The organism is Kushneria phyllosphaerae (genome assembly GCF_900312995.1).
Classification (GTDB): domain Bacteria; phylum Pseudomonadota; class Gammaproteobacteria; order Pseudomonadales; family Halomonadaceae; genus Kushneria; species Kushneria phyllosphaerae.
In genome coordinates this window covers 369549-396484 of sequence record NZ_ONZI01000002.1, presented here as the reverse complement: position 1 = coordinate 396484, position 26936 = coordinate 369549, and the positions used below count along the sequence as shown (strand labels likewise).

Genomic DNA, 26936 nt, shown 5'->3' with positions numbered 1-26936 from the left:
CCGGCCGGCATGACGCTCAGCACGCCGGAATCGACCCATCTCGTTCAGGGGCGCTCGCTCGGGGTAGCCAGCGGCGAGGATGTGACGCTCGCCACCGGGCGCAGCCTGATTGCCTCGGTCTCCGAAAAGCTCTCGTTTTTCGTGCAAAAGGCCGGCATCAAGCTCTTTGCCGCCCGCGGTAAAATCGATGTTCAGGCCCAGTCCGACAACCTGGAAGCCACCGCCCTACGCGATCTCAATGTCACCTCCAGCGATCAGAAGATCGACCTCGCCGCCGCCGAGGAAATCCTGCTGGTCAGCGGCGGCGCCTACGTGCGCCTCAAGGGCGGCAATATCGAGATCCATGCGCCGGGGAAGGTGGACATCAAGGGCGCGAGCAAGAGCTTTACGGGGGGAGCAAACCTAACGCGTCGTATATCAGGCATGCCGGAAGCACAGGGACCGTTTGAGGAGTTCTTTATCTTAAAAGATAAGTCTTCAGGAAAGCCTATTCGGTATGCGCGTTATCGAGTAAAGACTGCTGAAAACAATGTCATTACAGGGCGTAGTGATGGAGAAGGTAGAACTCAAAAGATACTTACGCGTCGGCCCGAGAAAATGCAGGTAACGATACTTGATCGATTCGATGACGCTGCCGAGGGGGAATTGTCGTGAGTCAGGATGTGCTTACCGACGGAGAAGCTGAAACAAGACTGAATGCCCAGGGAAAAGATGCTTATCATCAACCAGCGGATCAGCTCTTTTATATGGTAGGCAAGAATACGATTCTTGCTGTACCGAGTGATGACATCTCAGACCTTCTAGATGAGATGCGCCTTCTTGAAAGCGTTGTTGAAACTCAACAGGAAGCAATCAGCCAGCTTAAGGGATGTCAGGATAGGTACATTCAGATCAAACAAGCCAATTATTTCGAATCTGATGAACAAGTTGTGTTGTCGCAGTCCGATAGTGCCGAGTCATTTGAAGAACAGATCGTTCTTGCACAACAAGTTCTGGATGAAGCCAACCAGAATTTAATTCGTGAAATTGAGCCGCTAACTTCACTCAGTGACAATGCTAACCATATTAACGAGTTAATACCCATCCAGCGTCGCGGCGCACAAGCCTCTGTGGCCGGTTTCAAAATGACCTATGTTGGATCAGAAAAGATGAAGAATCACTGGCGCAAATATCGGCTCACTTCCAAGGCTGATACTACTGGTGCCGGTGAAAGTGTGCTGACAAACGGGCAGGTTGATTGGAAAAAGTTAAAAAAGCAGCTTAACGACATTAGTGGTAATACCTCTATAAAAACCGACATCCCCTGGTTTGATGATTGGATGAAACTGGACGACCAGCACAAGGAGCTTTTTCATTGGAGTGATAAACTTAATCAGGATCTTAATGCTGCCTGTTCCTATCAACATGGTGAGGATCATGATAGAGGCAGTGTTAAGGTAGATCTTGGCGCAGAAGCACAACTAATGCGCTGGTCCTACGGGGCAAGTGGGGTTAGTGGTGAAGCCAATCCTTTCAAGAAAAAAGCTGCCATTAAATCCAGTGGACATGCAGAGCTAATGCTGGCAGAAGCCAAGGCTTCCATCGACTGTTATGAACCGCCAGGTGGATATATGATGGCTTTTGGCGATGTCCATCTAGGCATGCTGCGTTCTCATTCTATTTTAAGTGTTGCAGGTGGCGTGGGGGCCAGCATTGCGGCAGAACTTAACATTGATGCAGAGTTCAGCGGCAGTGGAGCAAAGGCTAAAGGTGCTAGAGGAACTTCTCGAAATCGAGGCATTCCCGGAAAGAAAACAGTTGATATGGCCATGCCCGATAATAGTCAGGGTGGTAACTTGGGCGCATTTGTTGGTGGCCAACTCGAAGCCACGGTGGCAGGACAAGTAGAGTGGAAAAGCCCTGAAAGCAAGAAATTTGAACCTTTTGCTAAAATAGCACCCACTCTAGCAGGGCTTGCAGGAGCGGGAGGAGAAGCAACTTTTAAAATATCTTATGCCGCGGGGAAATTTAGAGTTTTAGCAAAAGCAGCTTTTTGTTTTGGAGTTGGCGCAAAGGGGAAAGTTGTTCTGGAAGTCGATGGTGATTTAATAACGGAATTTGTTAGATGGGTGGCATACCAGTTAAAAAACTCCGACTATAGCAAACTGGGTTTTATAGATGAAGAGGCATTTGATGCCTTGTCAGAAATCGTAGTGCTAGCAGCACAGTATGGAGGGGATTTGAAAGATTATATGTATGAAACTGCAGGGGTGATAAAAGCTACTGCGGAAAAATCATTGGCCCAACTTCAAGAGAGTATAGAGGCTGCAGGGGAGCGCGGACAACTAGTTGTTCGCATTAATTCAAACCCCGATTTTCTACGTTATGTCACTCCAGATGCAAAAGGGGCCATGCTGTACCGGTTAATGCAAACCAACGCTTTTGATAATTTAGACCCAGACAACCGAACCAATGACCCTACAGATTTTAATTTCTGGCGATTCGGTTATATGACTGAACGCAAACGGGCTATAATAAAAATATTTGCTTGGGTACAATCTCAAAAAGAATATCAAAATATAATGCAAAAAATAAAATCCGAGACTAGTGATGAGAATATATCAGTTGATCAGGGTGAGAAGTTGCTTCTTGATTTTCTGGGTCGCGGAGAGCTAGCTGTCTGGTCTAGTAATTACCCTGCAAACTTAAAATCTTTTTATAAAAGGTTGCGTGTGAGGGCTAGCAAGGGAGAGCCTATTATTCGCAATGATATGCAGGAATATCTTACACAAAATGATATCTCTAACGATTTTGAAAAACCTTGTTTTAATAGGACGCAGTGTTTGACTGGCTTTAAAACTAGCATTGCTTAAATAAGCAAGGTGAGCTAAGCCCACCTTGCTGGTTCAAGATTATGGATTGTCATTCAATACACAACGAAAAGTATTTGGATATGATGGTTCGTTTGATAATATAGGATTGTTTTCGAGCGATAAATCTGGTTTTGCATGTCGGCGATTTACCGTAAGTAAGTCTCTATCTTCACCAGCCAACTCTCCGCCGCGGCGAATTTTTTCTTCGCCATTTTCAGGACCAGTTGGATTGTTTTCTGGAGAGTTCTTATAGTAGTCCGGACTATACCAATCATGTACCCATTCAAAACCGTTTAGGCCCATCTGATATATCCCAAGAGGATTGGGTGGATAACTAGCAATGGTGCTAGGTGAAAGAGAGTCATTTGCGGGGGTCGCTTGTTTTCTATCCTCTCTGGTGGAGTGATTTACACCTGGTTTTAATGTTCCATCGTTAGTAGAAAATGGCATAAATTTCCCTCTGTCACGAGCCGCATACTCCCACTGTGCCTCTGTCGGCAATGCAAAAGGTTTATCTGTTTCTTGTGCAAGCCAATGACAATAATCATTTGCTTGGTGCCAGTTGACTCCGGCTGGGACATTAGGCGCTCTATATTTAGAGTTTGGAATTTCTGTATTTATTTTAGTCTTGCCCACTGCTTTAGTGAATACGTCATAATCAGAATAAGAGACTTGACGGCTAGAAATAAAGAAATTATCCAGATTTGCCTTGTGTAAAACCTTATTGTCATCATAAAAACTATATGGTAGTCCATTTGCTTTGGGATCAATCGGACCGAAGTCTCCCATCTGAAAGGAACCGCCTTCCACAAGAATCATGTTATCTTTCGTCTTTTGAATTAGATCCTTGACGGCTTGTGAGTTTTCTCCACTGTCAGCCTGGCTGCCATTGCAAGCCGTCATGCTCAGTGCCAGCAGTGAGATAAAAACGGTTCTACTGCGCAACATCAGAAATCCTCTCGCATTCTTTCAGAAACGATAATCCTGCCATAAAAAGTCTCATTTAGTGATCGCCGTATGAGATGAAAGCCCTTCAGCTTTGCCGTAGTGCTGGCAGAGAAGGAGAAAAGTATGACATTAGTATGCAATAACGTGCCTTGAGTGCCGACCTCCCATGTTGCATATGTTAAATTAGCCGCTTCGCGATAAGGGCTAGAGGACCTTTTCCCTGGCCCATGAGCGCTACCGCGTGGGACAACGAACCTCAGGTTGCAGGAAAGGGTGCAGGAAAATGTCAGATTCGCTACTGGATAGTGTCTTGGAACAGTTCGGCATAACACTGTCGCAATCGCAGCGCCTGCTGCGACTCGAACTGGCCGGCGCGGCGCTGCTGCCGCACCGGCTGGTGGGCGAGGAGCGCATCAGCGCGCCGTTTTGCTATCGTCTCGATTGCATGGCCCAGCAGGGCGATATCGAACTCAAGTCGCTGATGGCCCAGCCCGCACAGCTGAGCTTTTTGCAGGCCGACGGCAGCACTCGCACCCGCCACGCGCTGGTCGAGGAGGCCGCGTTGCTGGGCGAGGACGGCGGCGTCTACTATTACCAGCTCACTCTGGTGCCGTGGCTTGCGATGCTGAAGCTCGGCCGCGACAGCCGCCTCTTTCAGGACCGCAGCGCGGTCGACATCCTCACCGAAGTGTTCGACGGCCACGCCATCGCCCGCGGCGGCTACCGCTTTGATCTGCGCCGTGAGTACCCGTCGCGCAGCTACTGCGTCCAGTACCGCGAGAGCGACTTCAATTTCATCAGCCGGCTGTGTGAGGAAGAGGGGCTTTTCTACTATTTCGAGCACGCCGGGGACGGCGTCAGCGACCCTGACGGCAGTGAGCGGGGCGGTGACAATGGCGCCGCCTTCGACGGCCACCGGCTGGTCATCACCGACGATGTCGACACCTGCCCGCCGGTCAGTCCGCAGGCGATCCGCTTTCACCGCCAGGCCGCCACCGAGACCGAAGATGCCCTGAATCAGTGGGGCGGCGTGCGCCGCGCCCAGCCCACCCGCGTCAGCGTCGGCACCTTCGACTACAAGCAGCCGGCGCTCACCAAGCGTACCGGGCTGGACACTCTTGATGATCAGGGCAACCTGCCAGCCACCGAAGTCTATGACTACGCCGGCGAGTACTATTACCACGGCCATGATCGCGGCGAACGCCTGACCGAGAACCGTCTCGAGGCCCACGAGTCGCTGGCCAAACGTTTTCACGGCGCCGGCGGTACCCGTCAGCTGCAGGCCGGTCACTGGTTTGAACTCATCCAGCACCCGCTGCACGACACCGGCGGCGAAGCCGAACGCCAGTTTTTGCTGCTGGGCATGACCACTCATGCCGAAAACGCCCTGCCGGTCTCGGCCCATCTCAAACGCCTGCCCGGTAGCCTGCAATCCGAGATGGACGCCGCCCGCCGCGCGCACGGGCTTGATGAGGATCAGGACGACAACCCTGAGGCGCTGGACAACTACCGCAGTGCCGGCACCGGCCACTTCCTGGTCGACATCGAGGCCCAGCGCCGCAGCCAGCCGTATCGCACTGCGCTGATCCATCGCCGCCCGGTGATCGGCGGTCCGCAGACCGCCACCGTGGTGGGTCCGGAAGGCGAGGAGATCCACACCGATCACCTCAACCGGGTGCGCGTCCAGTTCCACTGGGACCGACAGGGCCAGCGCAACGAACAGTCCGGCGTGTGGCTGCGGGTCGCCCAGCCCAGCGCCGGCGGCGGCTGGGGTGGCGTGTTCGTGCCCCGCGTCGGTCAGGAAGTGCTGGTCGACTTCCTCGAGGGCGACGCTGACCGACCGCTGATCACCGGTCGCATCTACAACGGCGAACAGACCCCTGACTGGCACAGCAACGGCCTGCTCTCCGGCATCAAGAGCAAGACCTACCGCGGCAGCAAATACAACGAACTGGTCTTCGATGATGCCACCGATCAGGAGCGGGTGCGGCTCAACTCCGAGCACTCGAAAAGCCAGCTCAACCTTGGCTACCTGATCCATCAGAACGGCAACCACCGCGGCGCCTTCCGCGGCACCGGCTTTGAGCTGCGCACCGATGCCTACGGTGCCATCCGCGCCAACGAGGGGCTGTATCTCTCCAGCTGGGGCCAGCTCGGCGCCAGCGGCGATCAGCTCGATCTCTCTCCCGCGCGTGATCAGATTCAGAGTGCCTGGAATTTGTCCGACACGCTCAGCCAGAGCGCGGCGGATCACAATGCTGACCCCTTCGAGACGCTGGAAGGTCTGAAACAAGCCGGTGATGACGCCGACGACCGCTACGGCAACAGCGAGCAGCTGGCCGATGCCGACCAGAACAGCGCTCGTGGTGCCAGTGAATCCGGCGGGCGCGGCGAATCCGCTCGCATGAAAGCCCCCTGGCTGCACATGGCCTCGCCGGCGGGCATCACCCTGAGCACGCCCGAATCCACCCATCTGGCGCAGGGGCGATCATTGAGCGTGTCGACCGGCGAAGACATGAGCATTGCCACCGGCCGCAGCCTGATTGCCTCGATCTCCGAGAAGCTCTCTCTGTTCGTCTATCGCGCCGGCATCAAGCTCTTTGCGGCAAAGGGCAAGGTAGAGGTGCAGGCCCAGAGCGATGAGATGGCTCTGACGGCGCAGAAGGATGTAAAGATCACCTCCACTGAAGGACGGGTACAGATCAATGCTGCCAACGGCATTCTGCTCAGCAGTGGCGGCGGCTACATCCGCATCGAGGGCGGCAACGTCGAGATCCACGGCCCCGGCAATATCGATGTGAAGGGCGCACAGCATGTGTTCGATGGCCCGGCGAGCATGGACATGGCGATGCCGGAATTGCCGGAAGGCAGTGACTGCCAGACCAAACATGCAGGGGCCGCCAGCAAGGGATCATCCTTTGTCGGCTGACAGGCTTAAAACATGACCACCTGGTTACTGCATGATCATCTCAATGGCTCACTGGATATAAAGGAAGGGGTCGAATTCGCTGGTGCGCTTGCGCCTCGTCAGCGCAGCGATCTGCACGCGCTTACCCCTCATCTTTATCGGCTCGATGAGCATGTGTTAGACACCGCAAGGGAGCAGGCCAATCGGAGATGGCAGCACAAACTGCCGCCCGGAATCTGCGCCATCCTGCACGCAGATATTGATGCACAGATACTGCGTGAGCAGTTGAGCCGTTTTTGCCTGTTTAGAGTTCAGAAAGGGCAGACAAGATATTGCCGCTATTTTGACCCACGAGTCATGACCCATCTTCGATGGATTTTGACTGATGGTCAGCTTCATTCCCTGTTGTGGCATATTCAGAACTGGGAGCTGATGGACTCGAACGGCCAGTGGATTTTGACGTCTCCACCCGAGTCGAGTGCAGGGCGGATGATGCGCCTGACACTGGATGAAAAGCAGCGTTTTTATCTTGAGATACTGCCTGCCATTCGTGAATGCCTGAAGCATTGGCGCGCCATGTATCCAGACAGGCTGCGGGATGATGCCGAGGCAGGCCTCTACCTTGCCAGTCGCTTTGCTCGTGCTCAGGCACTGGGTTTGGGGAATATGAAGGACTGTCTGGCACTGGTGCTCCATGAGGTGCTGGTGCATCCCAGGGTCAAGGACCACCCAAGAGTCGCTGCTGTCATCGACGCGGTAAAGGAAGGCGCTTCCTATCAGAAAGCGACAGCACACTGGTCGTCGGAAGACTGGCAGGCCATTCAGAAACAGTTGAACGCAGAGGGCAGGGTCACATGAGTTCTACACCCGATATCAGTGCCATTGTGGGGAACGCCAGCAGTCAGGTTGCGACGACCCCATCGGCTGCTACCGGCTCAGGCGGCTGTGATGATTGTACAATGTGCGAGAAATCGCCCGGCCTGGTGATTCTGCCTGTACGTTACTCGGCCATTGCCGAGAGCCATGCCCATAGCATTCATGGTTTGACCCCAATTTCACAGGGCGGCCCGTTTGGAGAGGGCGTACTGGATAAATCCATGCAGCGCGCCAGGTACATCCTGCGCTGCATGCGTCAGGGCTATTTTTATCTGCATTTCCCGAGTGGCGACGCCGAAGGGAGCACCTGGCGAAAATATGCGGTCACCAGCGACAGCAACTTTATTCCGCTGCCTCTGGATGCGCCTCTCCCCGATATTGAAAAAAATCAGGCCTGTCGGCGGTCAAGTGACTGGCAGATGGCGCGTTGCGTCACTATCAGTAAGCCGGAGGAAGTGTCAGAAGCCTGGCTGGCCTTTTCGGACACGCACTGGGATGAAAGCATTCGCAACCATGTGGCGCAGGACCCGTCAGAGCGCATGCAGTTTCTGTCTCCCGCCCAATGCATTGGTGGAGGCGCGGGTCAGCCTCATACCGCACCGCTGTCAGAACTGACGAATTGGGTCAGCGAATACCGTCCCCTCGCATCACACTCCTTTAACAGTACGGTGGCCGATCTGGATGATGACCAGAATACCGCCACTTTCGAATCGGTATACCCGTTCCACTGGCGGGCCTTCGAAGCCGATACCCTGATTGAAACGGCTGAAAGAAAATCAGACGGGCGCGCCATTATGTTTGCAGCCCACGACCCTCGGGGCATCACCGTCGAGCTTAACGCCGAGCAGATTCAGGCCGTCGCAGCATCGCTGCAGCTCTATAGCTGGCGTATTGCCTCGTGGGAGGGCATACAGGCGATCAAGAATACCGTTCAGATCACGGAAGAATCCATCTACCGAAATGGCGTGGCTGACAACCAGGCCATGATGCTGGAAGCCCCGGAAGCAAGGCTCAGAAATGCCAGAAGAAGAGTTGCGAGCGGTACGGCGACGCAGGCAGACCAGCAAACCATGGAGGATATGGAAAGGCTTCTGAACGAGACAAAAGCCACCACTCAACATCAGTATCTTGATGCAGACATTATCAATGATCGTCGTCAGCGAGTATGGCGAGAGACTCGTAATGATGTCTGGTTCGGGCTTTTCGAGTTTAAAAATGAATATTTAAGGATGTCGGATGAGGAGCTGAAGCAGGACTTCCAGGCTAACGTTGCCGACCATCTGAGAAACGACCACGACAATATTCATACACCTATCTCGGAAGATCATGCGACCTGGCTTGGTTCGGACGCATTAAAAACCTGTTTTAAATGCGACTATCGAACCGATGACCTCGATTCCGGTATCCACTATGTCCATCATTTTATCGAGTGCCTTGAGGATGCAGCAGACCGCGCGGAATGCGAAAGCGTGATTCAGAAGTGGGTTAGCCAACCTTTTCTGGATGACACTTCCAATCTATTGATGCGCAGCCTGATCTGGAATCAGGATGAACATGAAAAAGTCGCTAATGATCTCTCGGGCACGATCATTACAACCAGTAATTTCCAGATGACGCTCGACAAGATCAATGGTGCCTGGGAAAAGAGCCGAGAGCACATGTTTGAGCCTGCTCAAAGCGAGGACGCCGCCAAAAATGTTTTCTCTCAGCTGCTGTATCAAACCGGGGCGCCCGTGGCTAAATTTCTGTCCCGCCAGTTCGATTCGGCAGCGATGAATGTTTATCTGGCCGTCTCCATGCTTTCTACCGGGCGCCTGATGCTGGAGCGACCGTTGGAAGGCACTCCCCGACAGCATATCGACTGGCTGAGCGCACAGATGCGTGAACGCATACCGCGTAACAAGCGCCCCAGTGCCAATCAGATGCGCCGTGTGACGCAGGCATGGCTCAAGGCAGGAGGGGCAGAACCCACTATCCGCATACCCAATATTATTTTATTGGATGATGATCTAATGCGTAGCGTTGCTGACGGCCCGGGCTCAGGCAGGGCAGCAGAAGCTAGACTGCTGCGATCCGGGCAACCCATTCTTCTTACGAGTGACAATATTCGTGAAACGGCCCTGCCAAAGTTTCAGGCCTTCGTGAATGCAGATACTCGTATAGCAGCCGTCGGGTTGCTCTTTAGTACGGTTTCAATATTGTTTTCGCGTGATCAGATGAAAGACGCCGATGTGTTTGCCGATGAGGAGGCGGCTGGACGTTACTATGCCAGCGGCGTGGGATTGATTGGTGCTGTTTCAAAAGTTGCAGAAACAGGCATAAAACGCGCAGTGGCTGTTAATGCTATCAATGCTGCCAAAAAGAGTAGTGCTATAGCATGGTCCAATGGGTTTGAACGTGTCGGACGTTTTCTTGGTGCCTTGGCAGCTTGGGGGTTTGCTTATTATGATTTTAAACAAGCGGGCGAAAATATTAACAAAGGAAATTATGGATTGTTTTTATTTTATTTGGCTTCGGGTATCACAAATACTTTGCTAGGTTTTATGTCAATTTTTACTAATTTGCTTGCTGGCTGGGCAGGGCTGATATTTATGGTTGCGTTAGGTATAAACTTGATAATAGAAAAAATTAAGGATAGCGAGGCGCAGAATTGGCTGAAGCACTGCTTTTATGGCAGTGAGGAGCGCTGGCCAAATATTAAAATAAGCGACAAGGAATTAGTAAAGGTGTTGGGAAGCTAATTATGAATAAGGCTCAGAAAAAAATTCTTGAAGCGGTAGGCGTTTTAAGTAAAAATAGAATTTACTATTCTGCTTTTTCTAAAAAGCACGTTTTAGATGTCAAAGGAGGCAGGAGCGAAGTCAAAATCCCTAGCTTTATATGTTCTAAAACGAACAACTGCCTTATTTTGGCGGAGTCTTGGTTTAGGGAAAGGGGTTTATATTTATCATGGGGTGCTATAGGTAGTGCTTTTTTATTAAGCATTTGTGTTTATTTTTCGGCGGCCATTTTTTTGAAAGAAGGAATTACAAACGTTCCTGCAACATTGGCTGCTATGACTGCCTTGGTCATGGGTTGGGCAAGCGCTTACCCACTTTTTTTTGCTGCTAAAAGCGAGTTGAAAAAGCAGGGTTTGCAATATGCTATATTTAATACTGAATCAAAAAATATCTACTTTGTCAGTGACTTAGACTTTCAGTCCAAGACTTGTCGCTGGGAAGAATGCACCTTTTGTATTGCTTATTCAGCTGGCAGTATCGAAGGACGTTATTATGAGCTTAGAGGTTATCTCTTCAACGATGATGGTAGCGTCCGAGATAGTTTTTCCTTTGATGACTACCATTATATGACTACAAATAGTGAGCAACATCGTCAGTTAATGGTTGAAGATCTTTCTGCCAGATTCGAATATGTTCGTCGCTTCATGGAAGATGGCGCAGATTCGGTTGAACCTGTTACAGGGCATCTGGATCTAAAACCAAGTCTTTCCGAGGCCGCGCATAGATTCCAGCCCAGATCCAAAGTCTCCGATGGAAAAAAATTCCATATCATCTATTCAATTGTACGCACGGTGTTTTTAATTCCATTCAGCGTACAGGTAGTAGGGCATTACTTCTTTTGCAGATACTGTCGTTTGCCTGAGTGGCCTCAGAGCGTTATTGATGAATGTGGAAAAGAGGTATTTCCGCGTCGTTGATTTCTGGGATTGATGGGATCGCGAGGCAAATATAAAAAACGCTGTGGCATTTGCCACGGCGTTTTTTATTTCACGAAAATGCTTTTTTTACCATGTCAATCAGCATTTCCGGGGAAAGCGGAGGTGAGTCGCTACAGTGTCAGAATCAGCCTTGGCGCGTTGGTCTTGGGCAGTCAAGCGCTTATTGAAAGATGATCAGCAGCGGCGCAGTCTCAAGGCCTTTCATCCTTGTCAAAATGATCATGGCACACACAGCACAGCTTGTTGCCCTCGGGGTCACGCAGGTAGGCACCGTAAAAATAGTCATGATACTGCGAGCGAAGGGCCGGCGCGCCTTCGTCGAAGGCCCCCAGGGCCATTCCGATGGCGTAAAACTGATCGACAATCTCATGGCTGTGCGCCTTGAAGGCGACCATCGTTCCGTTACCGGGCGCTGCGGCGTTCTGATCAAAAGGGCTGCAGACCAGGAAGATGATTTTTTCCTGCGGGGCGGCGTAGCATAGCCATGGGTGGTCGCTGTCATCGTCATCATGTCGATGAAGACCGATGCACCCCAGCAAGGGGTCATAAAATTCTCTGGCTTGCACCAGATCGTTACTTCCTACCATGACATGACTCAGCATGATCTGTGGCTCCGGCATCTGCTGTTCTGGCAGGTGTTCATTGGCACAACCAAACGTACGGTTATTCTGACATCACATTATGATTGGATGATCAGATGATAACAGTGCCGGGCAGACTGAATCACCAGCGCCTGGGCATGCATGATCGAAGGAGCACGGCAGGGGGCGTTGAGAGCTTGATCGGGAAGAAGGCAGACGATCATGAAAATCGCGACTACTGCCCGGAGACAGTAGCCGCGATCAGCTTCCATGCTTATAAAAGCAATCCATGCTTCAGGCATTCCATGCGCGGTGTGGTTCCTTCCACCTGTTCAGACTATTCACACTGGCGGCAACGTGCCATAGCGTCCACTTAAAAAAGAGTCTAATCCGGCACTCGGCATAAAATGATCCAGGTTATTGATTCAGTTTATTAGCGGCGCTTCTGAAGGTGTTGCTCAATGAGCGCTCTCAGGTAAACAGTGACATGAGATCGCGCAGGAGCTGAAGGGTATTGCTGATGGCTTCTGCCATGAGGGTGATCTCCGTAAACGGTCAGAACAACAGGACATCAGCGAGCGGAGTGATAAACAAAGTCATCGCTGGCGCGCTGGTAGCGGCTTGTTCCCAGAGTGCCGGCCTCGGCGCGTTCGCCACTGCGCTGCATGGCTTCACAGCTGATGTCGGTATGGCCGGTGAAGGGCATCAGGCCGGTGCTGACGGCGGTTTTCAGTACGGCGTAGCATACACCATTATTGAAGGGTTCAAGTTCTGCATCACTATAGTGATGGTCACCCGAATACGTCAGTTCAATATTGATATCGTCGGCGGTCAACGAGCGAATATCGTAGCCCACCAATCGTTCATCCTTGAGCATGCTGTCGAGCATGTCGGTAAACGGAGCTCTCGGGAGTGCTTCGGCCTGGGCCATTGAAAGCCCGCTGAATAGACAAGTGCCCACCAGCAGAAACAGCGATAAAAATTTTCGGTTCATGTCACCCTCATCGTGATGATGTACTAATATCCTGGCTGCTTTGGCACCAGGCCGCTGTGCTGAAAAAAAGATGGCACAGGTTAAATTGGCGTATGGTTAAATTCTTGCCTAGGCTGCAAAGTGCCTGTTTTCGAAAAGGAGAATTCGAAATGACGTTCAAGGGTATCGCTACTACCGCAGTACTTGCATCTGTTATCGGACTGGCGGGTTGTTCCGGCGCCGATGTGCAAAATCAATCACCCTATGCGCAGGCTGATGGTCGTTATCAGGGCACGCTGCCGTGTGCTGACTGTGCCGGTATCAAGACCAATCTTGAGATCCGCAATCAGGACAACACCGGTGCAAGCTTCATGCTGGAAAGCACCCGTGTCGGGCAGAGTGAAAAGCCGCTGCAGACTCAGGGCCAGGTCCTGATCAAGCAGAATGTGGGGCCCAACAGCTACCCCCTGGTGTATGAATTGAAAAATGGTCAGGGCAACACCATTTACAACCTGCTGCCGGTTGGCAATGGCGATATGCGTCTGCTGGATCGCAACTATTCACGTATCGATTCCAGTGACAACCTGACACTCAAGCGCATTCACTAAGCAATGCCTGAGTTCAAATAACCCGGCCCCTTGTGGCCGGGTTTATTGTAGGTCTCAACGTTGTGATAGAGGAAATTGACATGGGTGATCTGTCTGAAGAAATGAGGATGCCAACAGCGTGTCCTGAATGCGGCAGTCATAGTGTTCGCCTGTCAGAAGCACATAACCCTGATGACAAGGTATTCTGCTCTTCGTGCAATACGCTGCGTGGTCAGTACGCCGATCTTCAAAAAGAGCTTGAGAACAAGCCAAAAAGCGAAGCCGAAAGGTTGCTTGAAGAAGTGGTCAATAAAAAGAGTGATGCTCCGGACCAGTCATAACGACACTCGATGTCCTGACCGCTCATACCGTATTCAAAAAGGCCCGCTTCCATGGAAGCGGGCCTTTGCGTTGCAGCGTTGCCGGTATCAGCTCTTGATGCCGCCCCAGTTGCGGCGATGGCAGTCGCACTGGCTGTCCTGGCAGGACTGATTGTCCGGATGTGCCGTTGCGCAGGCTTCACAGCAATAAAACTTGCCGTTTACCTCGGTCGCCGTATCGGGGACAACGCATTCACAGTAAGGGCAATCACAGATGTGCTGTGGCATGAAGCTCTCCTTTTCAAATGAAATCGCATGACGTCATGAGCTGTCTCAAGCATAGGTCATTGTGAGCAAAACGTGCCCTCGACACCCTAACCCATGAAGGCATTGGCAATAAAAAGCCCCACAAGTGCGGTGGCCCAGCCCAGTGTGGTCGGCACGGAGACGACCAGCATCTGGTGTTTGGCATTCTTGACGCCCAGCATCCGATTGACCACCCAGAAGTAGCTGTCATTGAAGTAGCTGAAAAACAGCGCGCCCAGACAGGCCGCCTGAGCCGCCAGCACCATGTTGACGTCCGGCATGGCGGCAAGAATGGGCGCTGAAATGGAGGCCCCCGTGATCATCGACACCGTGCCGCTGCCCTGAGCAAAGCGCACCAGGGTGGCAATGATGAAGGGAATCAAAAATGCCGGCAGGGCCAGCGAGGCCACTTGCGCACCAATATAATCCCCGGCGCCGCTGGCGCGCAGTACCGCGCCCAGTGCGCCCCCGGCGCCGGTAACCAGCAAAATGATGCCGGCGCTTTCCACGCCCTTTTCCAGATGATTGAGCACCTCTTCGCGCGGCATCTTGGGCACCAGCCCATACACGGCGACCAGTACTCCGATGCCCACGGCAATGACCGGATTGCCAAAGAAGGTGATCAATTGACCGACCACGGAGCTTCCAGGCGCCACGCTGTCATCAAGGCTTGCCAGCGCACTAAACAGCGTATTGAGAAAGATCAGACCGATCGGCAGCGCAATGGGCATGATGGAGCGCACCAGAGAGGGCAGTTCCTGTTCGCCGGGCTGCATCTGCTCCGTGGTCGTGTTCTCGGTAGGTGCCAGGCCCTGGCCCGTGTCGCGCTCGATCATGGCCTCGATGCGCGGGCCCATGAATCGGGCATACAGCACCATGACGATCAGTGCCGGCGCGGTGAACACGATCCCCCAGGCAATCATCAAGCCGATATCGATCCCGAAAATACCGGCCACGCCCAATGGGCCCGGCGTTGGCGGGACGGCGCTGTGGGTAACGATCAGGCCGGACCCCAGGGCAATCCCCAGCGTCAGGACCGAGCGTCCGCTGCTGCGTGACAGCGCCCGTACCAGCGGGTTGAGAATGACGTAGGCGGAATCACAAAAGATCGGGATCGAGACGATATAGCCGGTCAATGCCATGGCCCAGTCTTCGCGCTCCTTGCCCAGCAGACGCAGGATGGTGCGGGCCAGCCGCTGTCCCGCACCGGAGACCTCCAGAATACGTCCCATCATGACGCCAAACCCGATGACCAGGCCAATGGTGGCAAGCGTTGCCCCGAATCCGGTCGTAATGGCGCCAATGACATCGTTGGCCGGCATGCCGCCGATCAAGCCGGCAAGCGAGGCTGCGGTGACCAGCGCCAGTAACGCGTGCACGCGGGTTTTCAGTACCAGAAAAATCATCACAAAGATGGCAATGCCCAGGCCAATAATGACCTGGGGGCCTGCAATGGTGGCATCTGTCATGACGGGAGGTTCCCTGAATGAAAAGTGTTGGCGCTGGAGCGGATTGACCCGGCCCTGAAGGCCTTGCGTGATCAGCCCTGCTGGCGGCTCATGTAGTGCTGATGGGCACGCACGATGTCGTCGAATTGCTCATCGACCCCAAAGCCCAGTGACAGGGCGTATTGGTTATCAAAAAGCGGCGCCCAGCTGTACACGATCGCCTCGATCTGAGCGTCACGCTCATAGCGGATCAGTGACGTTGTCTCGGGTCCGGCCACGCGCTCAAGACTTTCGATCATCTCCGTGACCCTGATCGACATGCCCGGCAGGTTGATGGTGCGACAGGCCTCCATGCGCTCGCCTTCAAGAGAGAGGGCATGGGCGAGATTATTGATGATGGTCTCCGGCGAGCAGATCCAGATGGCAAAGTCCGGGTCGATCGGACAGACCGCCTCTTCACCACCCAGCGGCTCACGAATGATGGAGCTGGCAAACGAGGACGCTGCCCGGTTGGGACGCCCGGGGCGGACCACAATGGTCGGCAGCCGGCATACTCGACCATCGATGAAGCCGCGCCGGCTATAGTCGTTGACCAGCAGTTCGCTCATGGCTTTCTGGGTGCCGTAGGAAGACAGCGGCTGCGGTGCGGTCTGCTCGGTCAGCGGCGAGGGCATGCCGGGGCCGAATACCGCCAGTGAACTGCTGAACAGAAAACGGATGTGGCTGCCACGATGTCTGCAGGCTTCGAGCAGTGAACGCGTGGCATCAAAATTGACCTGCATGCCCTGATCAAATTCCGCCTCGGCGTGAGAGCTGACAATGGCGGCCAGATGGCACACGGCAATGGTGTCGTCACGAAAGGCGCGCTCAATGACGGCCGGGTCACTGATATCGCCCACGATGGAGTCGATGCGGGCGTCTTCCACCGGGCAGGGGGCCAGATCAAGGCTGGTGATATGGCTGATGGGCTGACCGGCAAGCTCCCCCTGCTCGAGCAGTTTCATGGCCAGTCGTGCGCCCAGAAATCCGGCGGCGCCCGTAATGATGATGTGCATAGCCTGCTTCCTTGTGTCAGTTGTCGGACAGCTTCCTGTAAGCCCTGTGGGTGTCGGTGGCAATGACCGCCTGTCTGAATGATCAAGTCCCTCGAGCGATATCATTCAAGAAGGTATTGAGTGTTGCTCTTTTTTTTGTAATGTTGTCTGACAACTATTGGGCAGGGCAATATGATCATTGGTCGAACACTCGGCGCCGGAGCGTCGTTTCTTTCAGGGCCGCGTCTGACATTGAGGAGGGCGCACCATGGCTGATTCGCCATCAGGCAACCGCGTGTTGGAAGGGAAAGTCTCGGAAAGAGCCCCCGGGCTTGCCGAACAGATTGCCAATGCGCTGACCCGGGCCATCCATACCGGTGAGCTGTGCCCGGGGCAGCGCCTGCCGACCGAGGCAGCGCTCGGAGAGCGCCATGAGGTCAGTCGTTCGGTGGTACGCGAGGCCATTTCCATGCTGCGCAATGCCGGTCTTGTTGTCTCAAGGCGCGGTAGCGGCAGTTTCGTGGCCGATGAGCCGAGGGTCTCGCTGGTACAGGCGTTGCCTGGCGAGTCACTGGCTTCTGTGCTGCATCTGCTGGAGCTGCGTCGTGCGCTGGAAGGCGAGGCGGCCTTTCATGCCGCAACGCGCTGCTCGCGGGCGCAGCTGCGAAGATTGCGCAATGCCATGGTCGACATTGATGAGGCCGTAGACGCCGGCGAGTCCGGCGTCGAGCAGGACATGGCCTTTCATCGCGCCATTGCCGAAGCCTCAAACAATGAGTACTTCATCACGGTTCTGGATTTCTATAACCGCTTCCTGCATCAGGCCATCAGTCTGACCCGACGCAATGAAGCGCGGCGTGACACCTTTGTCGCTGAAGTCATCAGCGAGCATGACGCCATTCTTGAAGCCATCGCCCTGGGGGATGGTGATGCGGCGCGACAGGCGGCGTGGTGGCACATGGATCAGGCCCGCAGGCGCCTGAGTGATATACCGCCATCGTTGATCGAGGCGTTCGAGCACACTGGCAACGATGGCCAGCATTAATTTCAGCATGGACTGATTTTATCAAGGACTAATTGTGTCAAGGAGTAATCGCATGGCAGACAGACTCAGAGCAGGCGTGATCGGGTTGGGGTCAATGGGTATGGGGATGGCGTCATCGCTGATCCGCGGCGGGTTCGACACCCTGGGCTGCGATATCAACGCCAGCGCCCTTGAAAAACTCACGGCCGAGGGGGGAAGGCCGGTCGCCAATCCCGCCGAGATGGGGCGTCAGGTCGATATCGTCTTTCTGGTGGTCGTCAATGCCGCCCAGATGCGTCAGGTACTGCTGGGAGACGACGGCCTGGCCTCGACTCTGGCGCCCGGCAGCATCGTGGTGGGGTGTGCCACGGCGGCGCCGGACGATGTGATCGCGCTGGCGGCCGAGCTAAATGAAAAGGGGATCGACTATCTCGATATCCCCATTTCGGGCGGCGCGGTCAAATCCGCGGCCGGTGAACTGACGTTGATGGCTTCCGGTCCATCAGAGGTGTTTGAGCGTGCCCAGCCGGCACTGGATGCCATCGCGGCCACCATCTTTCGTCTGGGCGAGGCGCCCGGGCAGGGCTCGCAGGTCAAGCTGGTCAACCAGCTGCTGGCGGGCGTGCATATTGCCGCGGCCGCTGAGGCGATGGCCTACGGCATCAAAAGTGGCTGTGACCCGCAAACGCTGTATGAGGTGATCACCAAAAGCGCCGGCAACTCCTGGATGTTTGAAAACCGCGTGCCGCACATTATTGCTGGTGACTACACCCCGCGCTCGGCGGTAGACATCTTCGTCAAGGATCTCGGTCTGGTGCATGACACTGCGCGCGCCGGGCGCTTCCCGCTGCCGATGACTGCCCAGGCCCTGACCATGTTCAGTCAGGCTTCTTCCATGGGGTTTGGTCGCGAGGATGATGCCGGCGTCGTGCGTATCTTTCCGGGGATCGATCTGCCCACCCGTGCTGCCAACGACTAATTCTGCCAACCAGGGAGAGCCCCATGCCTTTACTGGGCTGTATTGCAGATGACTTTACCGGTGCCACCGATCTGGCCAGCCAGCTGGTCAGTATCGGCATGCGCACCGTGCAGACCATCGGCGTCCCCGATGAGGGGCTGGCCGACGAACTCAAGGACGTCGATGCCGTAGTCGTGGCACTCAAGAGCCGCACCATTGCCTCGGGTGATGCGATATCGCAGTCACTGGCAGCGCTGGAATGGCTTCAGGCCCGCGGCTGCGAACAGTTCTACTTCAAGTACTGCTCCACCTTTGACTCCACTGCCGAGGGCAACATCGGTCCGGTCACCGATGCACTGATGAAAGCGCTCGATGCGCCCTTTACCGTGGCTTGTCCAGCGCTGCCGGCCAATCGCCGCACGGTCTACAACGGCTACCTGTTCGCAGGCGGTGTACCGCTCAATGAAAGCGGCATGCAGGATCATCCGCTCACCCCGATGACGGATGCCAATCTGGTGCGCGTCATGGGCAGTCAGACCCAACACCGGGTCGGGCTGGTCGACCTTGATTGCGTACGCCTGGGCAGCGAGGCCGTTCGCCAGCGTTTTGAGGCGCTGCAGGCGGATGGCGTTGGCGTGGCGATTCTTGATGCCATCGAGCAGCGCGATCTGGAAACGCTCGGTGAAGCCTGTCGAGACCTGCGTCTTGTCACTGCCGGTTCGGGGCTGGCGCTGGGCCTTCACGCCCGCTGGACCAATCAACTGACCGGTGACCGCGCTGCCGAGTTACCGGCCACTTCAGGGCGTGAAGCCATCCTCAGCGGCAGCTGCTCGCGCGCGACGCTGGCCCAGATCGAACACGCCAAAGCGCACTATCCCCATTACCGGCTCGATGCGCTGGCATTGGCCGAAGACTATCAAAGCCAGATCGACGAGGCGCTGTCACTGTCACGAGCGCACCTCGACGCATCGCCCGTGCTGATTTATGCCAGCGCCGCTCCTGATAATGTCAAAAAGGCGCAGCAGACACTGGGCGTGCAGGAAGCCGGCGAGATTGTCGAGCGCGCGCTGGGAGAGATTGCTGCGACTCTGGTCAGGGATATGGATGTGCGCCGCCTGCTGGTGGCCGGTGGCGAAAGCTCGGGCGCCGTGGTCAGCGCACTTGAGGTGAAAGGCCTTCAGATCGGGCCGAGCATAGATCCGGGGGTGCCGTGGACCGTGACGCTGGGCAGCCATGAGCGGCTGGCCCTGGCGCTCAAGTCGGGCAATTTCGGCAGCGAAGACTTCATGACAAAGGCCTGGGAGACAATGCCATGAGCCATATCAATACCCACAGTGAAGAAAATCGCCTGCGCGAGGAGATCAGTGAGATCGGACGGGCCTTTCGTCAGCTGGGCATGGCGCCCGGTACCTCTGGCAATATCAGCGCCAAATGCGAAGGCGGCTGGCTGATGACGCCGACCAATGCAAGCCTGGGCGCGCTGGACCCGGCCGAGATCTCAAAGCTCGATTGGGAGGGCAATCTGATTTCCGGCAAGCCACCGACCAAGGAGTCCTTTCTTCACCGCGCCTTCTACGAGACGCGCGAGGAGGCCGGCGGGGTCATCCACCTGCATTCCACCCATGCCTCGGCCGTCTCCTGTCTGGCTGGACTGGACGCCAACTCCTGTCTGCCGCCGATCACGCCCTATTTTGTGATGCGCGTGGGGCGTCTGCCGCTGTTGCCCTATTTCCGTCCGGGCGACCCGGGCATGGGGGAGGCGGTGCGTGAATACGCCCCGGATTACAGTGCCGTGCTGCTGGCCAACCATGGTCCGGTGGTCGCCGGCAAGACTCTGGAAGCGGCCCGCAACGCCATCGAGGAGCTTGAAGAGACCGCACGTCTGTTCCTGATGCTCCAGGGGCACAGTATCAATACGCTGAGTGAGGCGCAGCTTGATGATCTGCGCGAGCAGTTTGGCGCCCGCTGGTAGGGCACCTTGTTTCCGGCGCCTTCGGGCGCCGGGCCATAAAGGTCTGTTGTTATCCATTGTTTAAAGGAGCGCTCATGCCGCGTTTTGCTGCCAACCTCACCACGATGTTCAACGAAGTCGCCTTCATGCAGCGCTTTGAACAGGCCGCGGCTCAGGGCTTTGAAGCGGTGGAATATCTCTTTCCCTACGCCTTTGAGCCCGATGACATCGCCCGGGAGCTCAAGCGACATGACCTCAAGCAGGTGCTGTTCAACCTGCCTGCCGGAGACTGGGACGCCGGTGAGCGCGGTCTTGCCGCGCTGCCCGGGCGTGAAGGCGAGTTTCGTGACAGCGTCGAGACGGCGATCCGTTACGCCCGCGCGTTGAACTGCCCGAGAGTGCATGCCATGGCCGGGGTGGCCGCCGAGGGGGCTGATCTTTCGGCCATGCACTATACCTATCTGAACAATATTCGCCTTGCCGCTCGTCGACTGGCCGAGGAAGGCATTACGCTGCTGCTTGAGCCGATCAACAGCCGCGACATGCCGGGATATTTCATCAACCACCAGCATGACGCGCACGAGATCATCGAAACGCTCGGCGAGCCCAATGTTCGGGTGCAGATGGACTTCTATCACACCCAGATCATGGATGGAGATATCTGGACCACCTTTGAGGAGTACCGTGAAGGGGTCGGCCATATCCAGATCGCCGGTGTGCCCGAGCGTCATGAGCCCGATACCGGCGAGGTCAACTATCCCTGGCTGTTCGAGCAGCTGGATCAGGTGGGTTTTGACGGCTGGCTGGGCTGTGAGTACAAGCCCCGCGGTGAAACGGCAGCGGGGCTTGAGTGGTTCAAGCCGTGGCGTCGTCTCTGACGCCACAGGGATGGGGTTGATGTCCGGCGCAGGAGGGCTCGGTCAGCCCGAGCATTGAGCCTTCCTGCTCGGCGGCCAGATGCCAGGAGAGTGCTTTTTCCAGGCAGTGTGGCGTGTGGCCGCCGCGCTGGCATGCCTCGCTGAAATAGGCACGCAATGCCGGCCGGTATAGCGGGTCGGCACAGTGCTCGATGATGATGTCGGCCCGCTCGCGGGGTGCCAGACCACGCAGGTCGGCCAGGCCATGTTCGGAGACCAGAATGTCGACATCGTGCTCGCAGTGGTCCACATGACTGACAAAGGGCACGAAACTTGAAAGCGCGCCGTTTTTGGCCGTCGATTTGGTAATAAAGATCGACAGGTGGCCATTGCGGGCAAAATCTCCCGAACCGCCGATGCCGTTCATCATCCTGGTGGCATTAACGTGGGTCGAGTTCACATTGCCGTAAATGTCGGCCTCAAGCGCCGTATTGATGGCAATGATGCCCAGGCGCCGCACGATGCCCGGGTGGTTGGACATCTCCTGCGGGCGCAGCACGATGCGGTCTCGATAGTCGGCCAGGTGTGGCCAGATACGTTGGCCGCACTCCTCGGAAAGCGTGATCGAGCTGCCCGAGGCAAAGGTCATCTTGCCGCTGTCGAGCAGGTTGAAGGTGCTGTCCTGCAGCACTTCCGAGTACATGGTGAGATCCTCGAAGGGTCCCTCCATCAGGCCGTTAAGCACGGCGTTGGACATGGTGCCGATACCTGCCTGAAGGGGCATCAGTGACGGCGGCAGTCTGCCCACCTCAACTTCATGCTCGAAAAAACCGATCAGATGCCGGGCAATACGCTGGGTGTCTTCATTGGGAATGCCCACCGTGGAGGGACTGTCCTGACCTTCGGTGAGCACGATCGCGGCAATTTTGGCCGGATCGATGGGGATATGGTCCACACCAATGCGGGTGCTGGCATCTACCACCGGGATGGGTTGGCGGGCCGGTCGCATCTGAGGAATATAGATGTCATGCAGGCCGATCAACGCCGCAGGCGTGGCGAGATTGAGCTCGATGATGACCTTGTCGGCCAGGATCGCAAAGCTTGCCGAATTGCCCACCGAGGCGGTGGGCACAATGCCGCCGTCCGCGGTGATCGCGCTGGCTTCAATGATGGCGACATCGATATGCCCCAGCTGCTTGTTACGCAGCTGCTCGACGGTCTCCGACAGGTGCTGATCGATAAACATCACCTCGCCGCGATTGATGGCGCCTCGCAGTGTCTTGTCGACCTGAAAGGGCATGCGCCGGGCCAGTACGCCGGCTTCGGTCAAATGGCGGTCGATGTCATTGCCCAGTGATGCGCCGGTCATCAGGCTGATTTTTAGCGGATCATGCCTGGCACGGCGCGCCAGGGCCAACGGTACCTCCTTGGCTTCCCCTGCGCGGGTAAACCCGCTCATGCCGACAATCATGCCGTCCTGAATCAATTCGGCGGCCTCATCTGCGCTCATCAAACGCGATTCCCATCCCTTCAACTGACAGCGCTCGCTGGCGGTTGCCTTCATGCTGACCCTCCCTTTAAAGCCATCCCGACCGATATGAGCCGTGCATCGATATCAATGCTCCGTGCTGACGTTCTACTTTAACGGATACGGATGCATGACATCTGCCCCAAATCAAAAAGAAGCCGATCAAAAGGAAGGCGGTGCGCCACGGTAAAAGGGCCCCACAGGGGCCCTTTGGCGTCGGTGCGTGTCATGGCGCGCTGAATCATTTTACCGGGGGTTGGACCATTTCCCGTTTCGGACCGGTGCGGACATGGGTGGTATAGAGGGTCAGACCCGTAAAGGCGAGTCCGCCGGCCAGGTTGCCCAGCACGGTGGGGATCTCGTTCCACCACATGTAGTCCCATACCGAGAAATCACCCCCCATGATCAGCGCCGAAGGGAACAGGAACATGTTGACGATCGAGTGCTCAAAACCCATGTAGAAAAACAGCATGATCGGCATCCACATCGCAATCGCCTTGCCGCTGACCGAGCTTGAGACCATGGCGCCCACCACACCCATCGACACCATCCAGTTGCACAGCATGCCGCGCATGAAAATGGTCAGCCAGCCGGCCAGTCCGTATTCGGCGTACCCCAGGGTGCGCGCCTTGCCGATGCTGGCAATCTTTCCACCGATCTCGCCCGGGCCAATGGAGAAGCCGTAGGTAAGAATGAAGGCGATCATGAAGGCCACCGTCAGTGCCCCGCCAAGATTGCCCAGAAACACCCAGCCCCAGTTGCGCAGAATACCGTTGAGGGTGACGCCGGGGCGTCGGTCCAGCAGCGCCAGCGGCGTGAGCATGAACACGCCCGTGAGCAGATCAAAGCCCATCAGATAGAGCATCACGAACCCGACCGGAAAGAGTATGGCGCCGATCAGGGGCTGGCCGGTCTGTACCGTAATGGTGATCGCAAAGGCAGCGGCCAGGGCCAGAATGGCGCCGGCCATGAAGGCTCGAATCAGCGTGTCACGCGTGGACATCGCAATCTTTGACGCACCGGAATCGACCATTTTGGTGGCGAATTCAGCAGGGGTGAGATAGGACATGGTATGGCCTCTGGTGTGTTGTTGTTATGCCATGCATCGATGGGGCCGGTGATCAAATCGTCGCCATCAGACAATGACGACGCATTCGCCCTCGAGCCGGACATCAAAGGTGGCCAGGCGAACATCGCTGTCTTCAAGACAGACGCCATCGGTGAGCCGAAAGTGCTGCTTGTAAATGGGCGAGGCGACGACCAGTTCACCGGCCTTGTCGCCGATGATGCCGCGACCGATCACGTTGGCGTTCGAAAAGGGGTCATGATTGTCGATGCCAAACACCTCCGGGGCGCTGTGACGGTCGCGCCCGTGGGGCAGATAGAACAGCGCGATCTGGCGGCCGTCGTGCAGGGCCACCACGCCCGAGTAGTCGACCAGGTCATGGACGCCGCACAGGACCTGAGCAGTGTTTTTGGCAGCAGTTGCAGTGCTCATCAGCGAATCTCCACGGCAAGGGATTGAAGCTCGTTGGTACGGGCAGGACGGGGCTGATCGCGTTCGGTGATGTTGACGATGTCCGGGTCACCGCCATGCTCGTTGACGAAGGTTCTAAAGCGCTTGAGCTTTTCCGGGTCCTTCAGGGCATTGGCCCATTCACACTCATAGGTATCGACCACGTGGTGCATCTGGCGCTCGAGTTCGTCCCCCAGACCCAGACTGTCATCAATGATCACCTCTTTGAGGAAATCGAGGCCGCCTTCGAGGCTTTCCCGCCACACCGAGGTGCGCTGTAGCTTGTCGGCGGTGCGCACGTAGAACATCAAAAAGCGGTCGACGTAGCGAATGAGCGTGGCGCTGTCGATATCGGTGGCAAAGAGTTCGGCGTGGCGTGGGCGCATGCCGCCGTTGCCGCAGACATACAGGTTCCAGCCGGCTTCGGTGGCGATCACGCCGATGTCCTTGCCCTGGGCTTCGGCGCACTCGCGAGTACAGCCCGAGACGCCCATCTTGACCTTGTGCGGGGTGCGCAGGCCCTTGTAGCGATGCTCGAGTTCCAGCGCCATGGCGACGCTGTCCTGGACGCCGTAGCGACACCAGGTATTGCCCACACAGGATTTCACTGTACGCAGCGACTTGCCGTAGGCGTGGCCGGTTTCAAAGCCTGCGTTGATCAGCTCCTCCCAGATGTCCGGCAGCTCGTGCAGCTCGGCACCGAAAAGATCGATGCGCTGACCGCCGGTGATCTTGGTGTAGAGGTCGTACTTCTGGGCCACCTGACCCAGTGCCACCAGCTTGTCCGGCGTGATCTCGCCGCCGGCGATCCGCGGCATGACCGAATAGGTGCCGTTTTTCTGCATGTTGGCCATGAAGGTGTCATTGGTGTCCTGCAGCGCGACGTTCTGCGGGTCCATGATCGGCTGGTTCCAGCAGGTGGCAAGAATCGAGCCGATGGTCGGCTTGCAGATATCGCACCCCAGGCCGTGGCCATGCTTCTCCAGCAGCTCATCGAAGGATGTGATTCCTTCAACGCGCACCATGGCGTAGAGTTCCTGGCGGGTATAGTGAAAGTGCTCGCAGAGACTCTTGTCGACGTCCATGCCGCGGGACTCGAGCTCATGCTCGAAAACCTGCTTGAGAAGGGCCGCGCAGCCGCCGCAGCCGGTGCTGGCTTTCGTCTCGATCTTGAGCGCGGCGATATCGGCGCAGCCATCATCAACGGCCTTGCAGATGGCACCCTTGGTAACGTTGTGACACGAACAGACCATGGCAGTGTCGGGCAGGGCATCGGCGCCCAGCGTCGGTGCACCGCCTTCGCTTTGCGGCAGGATCAGCGCGGCCGGGTCTTTCGGCAGGTCGATGCCGTTTTGAACGTACTGCAAAAGCGTGTCGTAGTAGCTGTTGTCGCCGACCAGTATCGCGCCCAGCGCCTTTTTGCCATCGCTTGAAACCACCAGACGGCGATAGCCGCTGCCGGCCTCGTCGATCCAGCGATAGCTTTTCGCCCCCTCGGTGGTGCCAAAGGCGTCACCGATCGAGCCGACATCCACGCCCAGCAGCTTGAGTTTGGTCGACATGTCCGCGCCGCTGAAGGGTTCACACACATCGGTCAGACAGCCGGCCACGGTGCGTGCCATGGTGTAGCCCGGTGCCACCAGGCCGAAGGTCTTGCCGTTCCAGAGCGCGCACTCGCCGATGGCGAAGATCTCCGGGTCAGAAGTGCGGCAGGTTTCATCGATGACGATGCCGCCACGTTCGCCGATCTCCAGCCCGGCATCGCGGGCCAGCTGATCCTGCGGGCGAATGCCGGCGGAAAAAAGCACCAGGTCGGTATCAAGATGTTCACCGCCTCTGAAGTTCATGCGGTAGGCGTAGTCATGACCGGGGGTGGCGACGATCTCTTCAGTAGCACAACCGGTGTGTACGCCCACGCCGAGGGCTTCGATGCGCTCGCGCAGGGCCGTACCACCCTGATCATCCAGCTGTACCGGCATCAGGCGCGAGGCAAACTCCACCACATGAGCTTCAAGGCCGAGGGATTTGAGCGCATTGGCCGCCTCAAGGCCCAAAAGACCACCGCCAATTACCACGCCCCGACGGGCATGAATGGCGTGGTGTCGAATGGCATCAAGATCCTCCAGCGTTCGATAGACCAGCCGTGCCTGTGGGTGTTCGCTGACCTCAGGACCCGGAATCGGCGGGACGAAAGGCCAGGAGCCGGTGGCGATGATCAGACTGTCATAGGGCAGACGACCCTCGGGAGTGAGGATTTCGCGTCGGTCACGATCGATGCTCGAGATGCGTACGCCCAGATGCAGTAGTACCCCGTGCGTGGCATGCAAATTGGCTTCACCGAGGGCGAGGGCATCGGCATCCTTTCCCGAGAAGTATTCCGACAGATGCACGCGGTCATAGGCGCGGTGGCGCTCATCACCAAACACGTGAATCTGGTAGTCCTGCGTAGCGCCACGTTCGATCAGCTGCTCGACACAGTGGTGGCCCACCATGCCGTTGCCAATGATGATGAGCTGCTTTTTCTCTGGATGAATCGTCAGGTCCTGCATGA

At 56.2% G+C, this 26936-nt stretch carries 23 protein-coding genes; 13 read left to right on the top strand and 10 right to left on the bottom strand.

What is annotated here, in order from left to right; all coding sequences use genetic code 11:
• Window positions 1-9 precede the first annotated feature (9 nt).
• A complete protein-coding gene (locus KSP9073_RS17800; RefSeq protein WP_243409163.1) occupies window positions 10-654 on the top strand; it encodes a DUF2345 domain-containing protein in 645 nt (214 codons plus the stop codon).
• A complete protein-coding gene (locus KSP9073_RS07715; RefSeq protein ID WP_108842399.1) occupies window positions 651-2852 on the top strand; it encodes a hypothetical protein in 2202 nt (733 codons plus the stop codon). The genes KSP9073_RS17800 and KSP9073_RS07715 overlap by 4 nt, the downstream gene beginning before the upstream one ends.
• A gap of 39 nt (window positions 2853-2891) precedes the next feature.
• On the opposite strand, the gene KSP9073_RS07710 is transcribed toward KSP9073_RS07715, so the two are convergent.
• Window positions 2892-3800 carry a formylglycine-generating enzyme family protein gene (locus KSP9073_RS07710; protein WP_108842398.1) on the bottom strand — a complete coding sequence of 303 codons (909 nt, stop codon included), beginning with the start codon at window positions 3798-3800 and terminating at the stop codon, window positions 2892-2894.
• Between the two features lie 283 nt (window positions 3801-4083).
• Between KSP9073_RS07710 and KSP9073_RS07705 the strand changes: the two genes are divergently transcribed.
• The 4 genes from KSP9073_RS07705 to KSP9073_RS17500 are packed head-to-tail and all read left to right on the top strand — an operon-like array spanning window position 4084 to window position 11281.
• Complete coding sequence (locus KSP9073_RS07705; RefSeq protein ID WP_108842397.1) at window positions 4084-6729, top strand: type VI secretion system Vgr family protein; 2646 nt, start codon at window positions 4084-4086, stop codon at window positions 6727-6729.
• A 12-nt stretch (window positions 6730-6741) separates the two neighbouring features.
• Entirely contained in the window at window positions 6742-7566 is an 825-nt protein-coding gene (locus KSP9073_RS07700) for a DUF4123 domain-containing protein (protein ID WP_108842396.1), read from the top strand.
• Entirely contained in the window at window positions 7563-10325 is a 2763-nt protein-coding gene (locus tag KSP9073_RS07695; protein ID WP_133241006.1) for a T6SS effector BTH_I2691 family protein, read from the top strand. The genes KSP9073_RS07700 and KSP9073_RS07695 overlap by 4 nt, the downstream gene beginning before the upstream one ends.
• Window positions 10326-10327: 2 nt before the next feature.
• On the top strand, window positions 10328-11281 hold the full coding sequence (locus KSP9073_RS17500; protein WP_133241005.1) for a hypothetical protein: 954 nt from the start codon (window positions 10328-10330) through the stop codon (window positions 11279-11281).
• Window positions 11282-11493: 212 nt separating this feature from the next.
• Here KSP9073_RS17500 and KSP9073_RS07690 read toward each other — a convergent pair whose 3' ends face one another.
• On the bottom strand, window positions 11494-11904 hold the full coding sequence (locus KSP9073_RS07690) for a VOC family protein (protein WP_108842796.1): 411 nt from the start codon (window positions 11902-11904) through the stop codon (window positions 11494-11496).
• A 550-nt stretch (window positions 11905-12454) separates the two neighbouring features.
• Window positions 12455-12877 (bottom strand): hypothetical protein, encoded by a 423-nt coding sequence (locus KSP9073_RS07680; RefSeq protein ID WP_108842393.1) that lies wholly within the window; start codon window positions 12875-12877, stop codon window positions 12455-12457.
• Between the two features lie 149 nt (window positions 12878-13026).
• Between KSP9073_RS07680 and KSP9073_RS07675 the strand changes: the two genes are divergently transcribed.
• Entirely contained in the window at window positions 13027-13464 is a 438-nt protein-coding gene (locus KSP9073_RS07675) for a copper resistance protein NlpE N-terminal domain-containing protein (protein ID WP_165814204.1), read from the top strand.
• 80 nt (window positions 13465-13544) lie between these two features.
• A complete protein-coding gene (locus KSP9073_RS07670) occupies window positions 13545-13784 on the top strand; it encodes a hypothetical protein (RefSeq protein ID WP_108842391.1) in 240 nt (79 codons plus the stop codon).
• Window positions 13785-13871: 87 nt separating this feature from the next.
• On the opposite strand, the gene KSP9073_RS07665 is transcribed toward KSP9073_RS07670, so the two are convergent.
• The 3 genes from KSP9073_RS07665 to denD all read right to left on the bottom strand — a co-directional run bounded on the left by KSP9073_RS07665 (window position 13872) and on the right by denD (window position 16572).
• Entirely contained in the window at window positions 13872-14051 is a 180-nt protein-coding gene (locus KSP9073_RS07665) for a metallothionein (RefSeq protein WP_108842390.1), read from the bottom strand.
• Window positions 14052-14137: 86 nt separating this feature from the next.
• Window positions 14138-15538 carry a GntP family permease gene (locus tag KSP9073_RS07660; RefSeq protein ID WP_108842389.1) on the bottom strand — a complete coding sequence of 467 codons (1401 nt, stop codon included), beginning with the start codon at window positions 15536-15538 and terminating at the stop codon, window positions 14138-14140.
• A 71-nt stretch (window positions 15539-15609) separates the two neighbouring features.
• Window positions 15610-16572, bottom strand: coding sequence for a D-erythronate dehydrogenase (gene denD, locus KSP9073_RS07655; protein WP_108842388.1), 963 nt, complete (start codon window positions 16570-16572; stop codon window positions 15610-15612).
• A 247-nt stretch (window positions 16573-16819) separates the two neighbouring features.
• On the opposite strand from denD, the gene KSP9073_RS07650 reads away from it, so the two are divergent.
• From KSP9073_RS07650 to otnI, 5 genes are all read left to right on the top strand, one after another.
• Window positions 16820-17596, top strand: coding sequence for a FadR/GntR family transcriptional regulator (locus KSP9073_RS07650; protein WP_108842387.1), 777 nt, complete (start codon window positions 16820-16822; stop codon window positions 17594-17596).
• Window positions 17597-17648: 52 nt separating this feature from the next.
• Window positions 17649-18554, top strand: a complete 906-nt coding sequence (gene ltnD / locus KSP9073_RS07645) for an L-threonate dehydrogenase (protein WP_108842386.1) — start codon at window positions 17649-17651, stop codon at window positions 18552-18554.
• 23 nt (window positions 18555-18577) lie between these two features.
• Window positions 18578-19849 carry a 3-oxo-tetronate kinase gene (gene otnK, locus KSP9073_RS07640; protein WP_108842385.1) on the top strand — a complete coding sequence of 424 codons (1272 nt, stop codon included), beginning with the start codon at window positions 18578-18580 and terminating at the stop codon, window positions 19847-19849.
• Window positions 19846-20505 carry a 3-oxo-tetronate 4-phosphate decarboxylase gene (gene otnC, locus KSP9073_RS07635; RefSeq protein ID WP_108842384.1) on the top strand — a complete coding sequence of 220 codons (660 nt, stop codon included), beginning with the start codon at window positions 19846-19848 and terminating at the stop codon, window positions 20503-20505. The genes otnK and otnC overlap by 4 nt, the downstream gene beginning before the upstream one ends.
• Before the next feature lie 74 nt (window positions 20506-20579).
• Window positions 20580-21362 (top strand): 2-oxo-tetronate isomerase, encoded by a 783-nt coding sequence (otnI, locus tag KSP9073_RS07630; protein ID WP_108842383.1) that lies wholly within the window; start codon window positions 20580-20582, stop codon window positions 21360-21362.
• On the opposite strand, the gene scpC is transcribed toward otnI, so the two are convergent.
• The 4 genes from scpC to nirB all read right to left on the bottom strand — a co-directional run bounded on the left by scpC (window position 21340) and on the right by nirB (window position 26934).
• The gene (gene scpC / locus KSP9073_RS07625; RefSeq protein WP_108842382.1) at window positions 21340-22905 is read right to left on the bottom strand and encodes a succinyl-CoA:acetate CoA-transferase ScpC; all 1566 of its coding nucleotides are present in this window, start codon (window positions 22903-22905) and stop codon (window positions 21340-21342) included. The two genes, otnI and scpC, sit on opposite strands and share 23 nt — an antisense overlap.
• Window positions 22906-23110: 205 nt before the next feature.
• On the bottom strand, window positions 23111-23938 hold the full coding sequence (locus KSP9073_RS07620) for a formate/nitrite transporter family protein (protein ID WP_108842381.1): 828 nt from the start codon (window positions 23936-23938) through the stop codon (window positions 23111-23113).
• 66 nt (window positions 23939-24004) lie between these two features.
• Complete coding sequence (gene nirD / locus KSP9073_RS07615) at window positions 24005-24367, bottom strand: nitrite reductase small subunit NirD (RefSeq protein ID WP_108842380.1); 363 nt, start codon at window positions 24365-24367, stop codon at window positions 24005-24007.
• Window positions 24367-26934, bottom strand: coding sequence for a nitrite reductase large subunit NirB (nirB, locus tag KSP9073_RS07610; protein ID WP_108842379.1), 2568 nt, complete (start codon window positions 26932-26934; stop codon window positions 24367-24369). The genes nirD and nirB overlap by 1 nt, the downstream gene beginning before the upstream one ends.
• Window positions 26935-26936 lie beyond the last annotated feature (2 nt).

Bases quoted from the DNA above. Each gene is read 5' to 3' on its own strand.
- nirB (WP_108842379.1), bottom strand. From the start codon at position 26,934: ATGCAGGACCTGACGATTCATCCAGAGAAAAAGCAGCTCATCATCATT.
- KSP9073_RS17500 (WP_133241005.1), top strand. From the start codon at position 10,328: ATGAATAAGGCTCAGAAAAAAATTCTTGAAGCGGTAGGCGTTTTAAGT.
- KSP9073_RS07670 (WP_108842391.1), top strand. From the start codon at position 13,545: ATGGGTGATCTGTCTGAAGAAATGAGGATGCCAACAGCGTGTCCTGAA.
- scpC (WP_108842382.1), bottom strand. From the start codon at position 22,905: ATGAAGGCAACCGCCAGCGAGCGCTGTCAGTTGAAGGGATGGGAATCG.
- denD (WP_108842388.1), bottom strand. From the start codon at position 16,572: ATGCACATCATCATTACGGGCGCCGCCGGATTTCTGGGCGCACGACTG.
- KSP9073_RS07620 (WP_108842381.1), bottom strand. From the start codon at position 23,938: ATGTCCTATCTCACCCCTGCTGAATTCGCCACCAAAATGGTCGATTCC.
- KSP9073_RS07650 (WP_108842387.1), top strand. From the start codon at position 16,820: ATGGCTGATTCGCCATCAGGCAACCGCGTGTTGGAAGGGAAAGTCTCG.
- KSP9073_RS07705 (WP_108842397.1), top strand. From the start codon at position 4,084: ATGTCAGATTCGCTACTGGATAGTGTCTTGGAACAGTTCGGCATAACA.
- KSP9073_RS07660 (WP_108842389.1), bottom strand. From the start codon at position 15,538: ATGACAGATGCCACCATTGCAGGCCCCCAGGTCATTATTGGCCTGGGC.
- KSP9073_RS07710 (WP_108842398.1), bottom strand. From the start codon at position 3,800: ATGTTGCGCAGTAGAACCGTTTTTATCTCACTGCTGGCACTGAGCATG.
- KSP9073_RS07680 (WP_108842393.1), bottom strand. From the start codon at position 12,877: ATGAACCGAAAATTTTTATCGCTGTTTCTGCTGGTGGGCACTTGTCTA.
- otnI (WP_108842383.1), top strand. From the start codon at position 20,580: ATGCCGCGTTTTGCTGCCAACCTCACCACGATGTTCAACGAAGTCGCC.
- nirD (WP_108842380.1), bottom strand. From the start codon at position 24,367: ATGAGCACTGCAACTGCTGCCAAAAACACTGCTCAGGTCCTGTGCGGC.
- KSP9073_RS07675 (WP_165814204.1), top strand. From the start codon at position 13,027: ATGACGTTCAAGGGTATCGCTACTACCGCAGTACTTGCATCTGTTATC.
- KSP9073_RS07690 (WP_108842796.1), bottom strand. From the start codon at position 11,904: ATGCTGAGTCATGTCATGGTAGGAAGTAACGATCTGGTGCAAGCCAGA.
- KSP9073_RS07695 (WP_133241006.1), top strand. From the start codon at position 7,563: ATGAGTTCTACACCCGATATCAGTGCCATTGTGGGGAACGCCAGCAGT.
- otnK (WP_108842385.1), top strand. From the start codon at position 18,578: ATGCCTTTACTGGGCTGTATTGCAGATGACTTTACCGGTGCCACCGAT.
- otnC (WP_108842384.1), top strand. From the start codon at position 19,846: ATGAGCCATATCAATACCCACAGTGAAGAAAATCGCCTGCGCGAGGAG.
- ltnD (WP_108842386.1), top strand. From the start codon at position 17,649: ATGGCAGACAGACTCAGAGCAGGCGTGATCGGGTTGGGGTCAATGGGT.
- KSP9073_RS07700 (WP_108842396.1), top strand. From the start codon at position 6,742: ATGACCACCTGGTTACTGCATGATCATCTCAATGGCTCACTGGATATA.
- KSP9073_RS07665 (WP_108842390.1), bottom strand. From the start codon at position 14,051: ATGCCACAGCACATCTGTGATTGCCCTTACTGTGAATGCGTTGTCCCC.
- KSP9073_RS17800 (WP_243409163.1), top strand. From the start codon at position 10: ATGACGCTCAGCACGCCGGAATCGACCCATCTCGTTCAGGGGCGCTCG.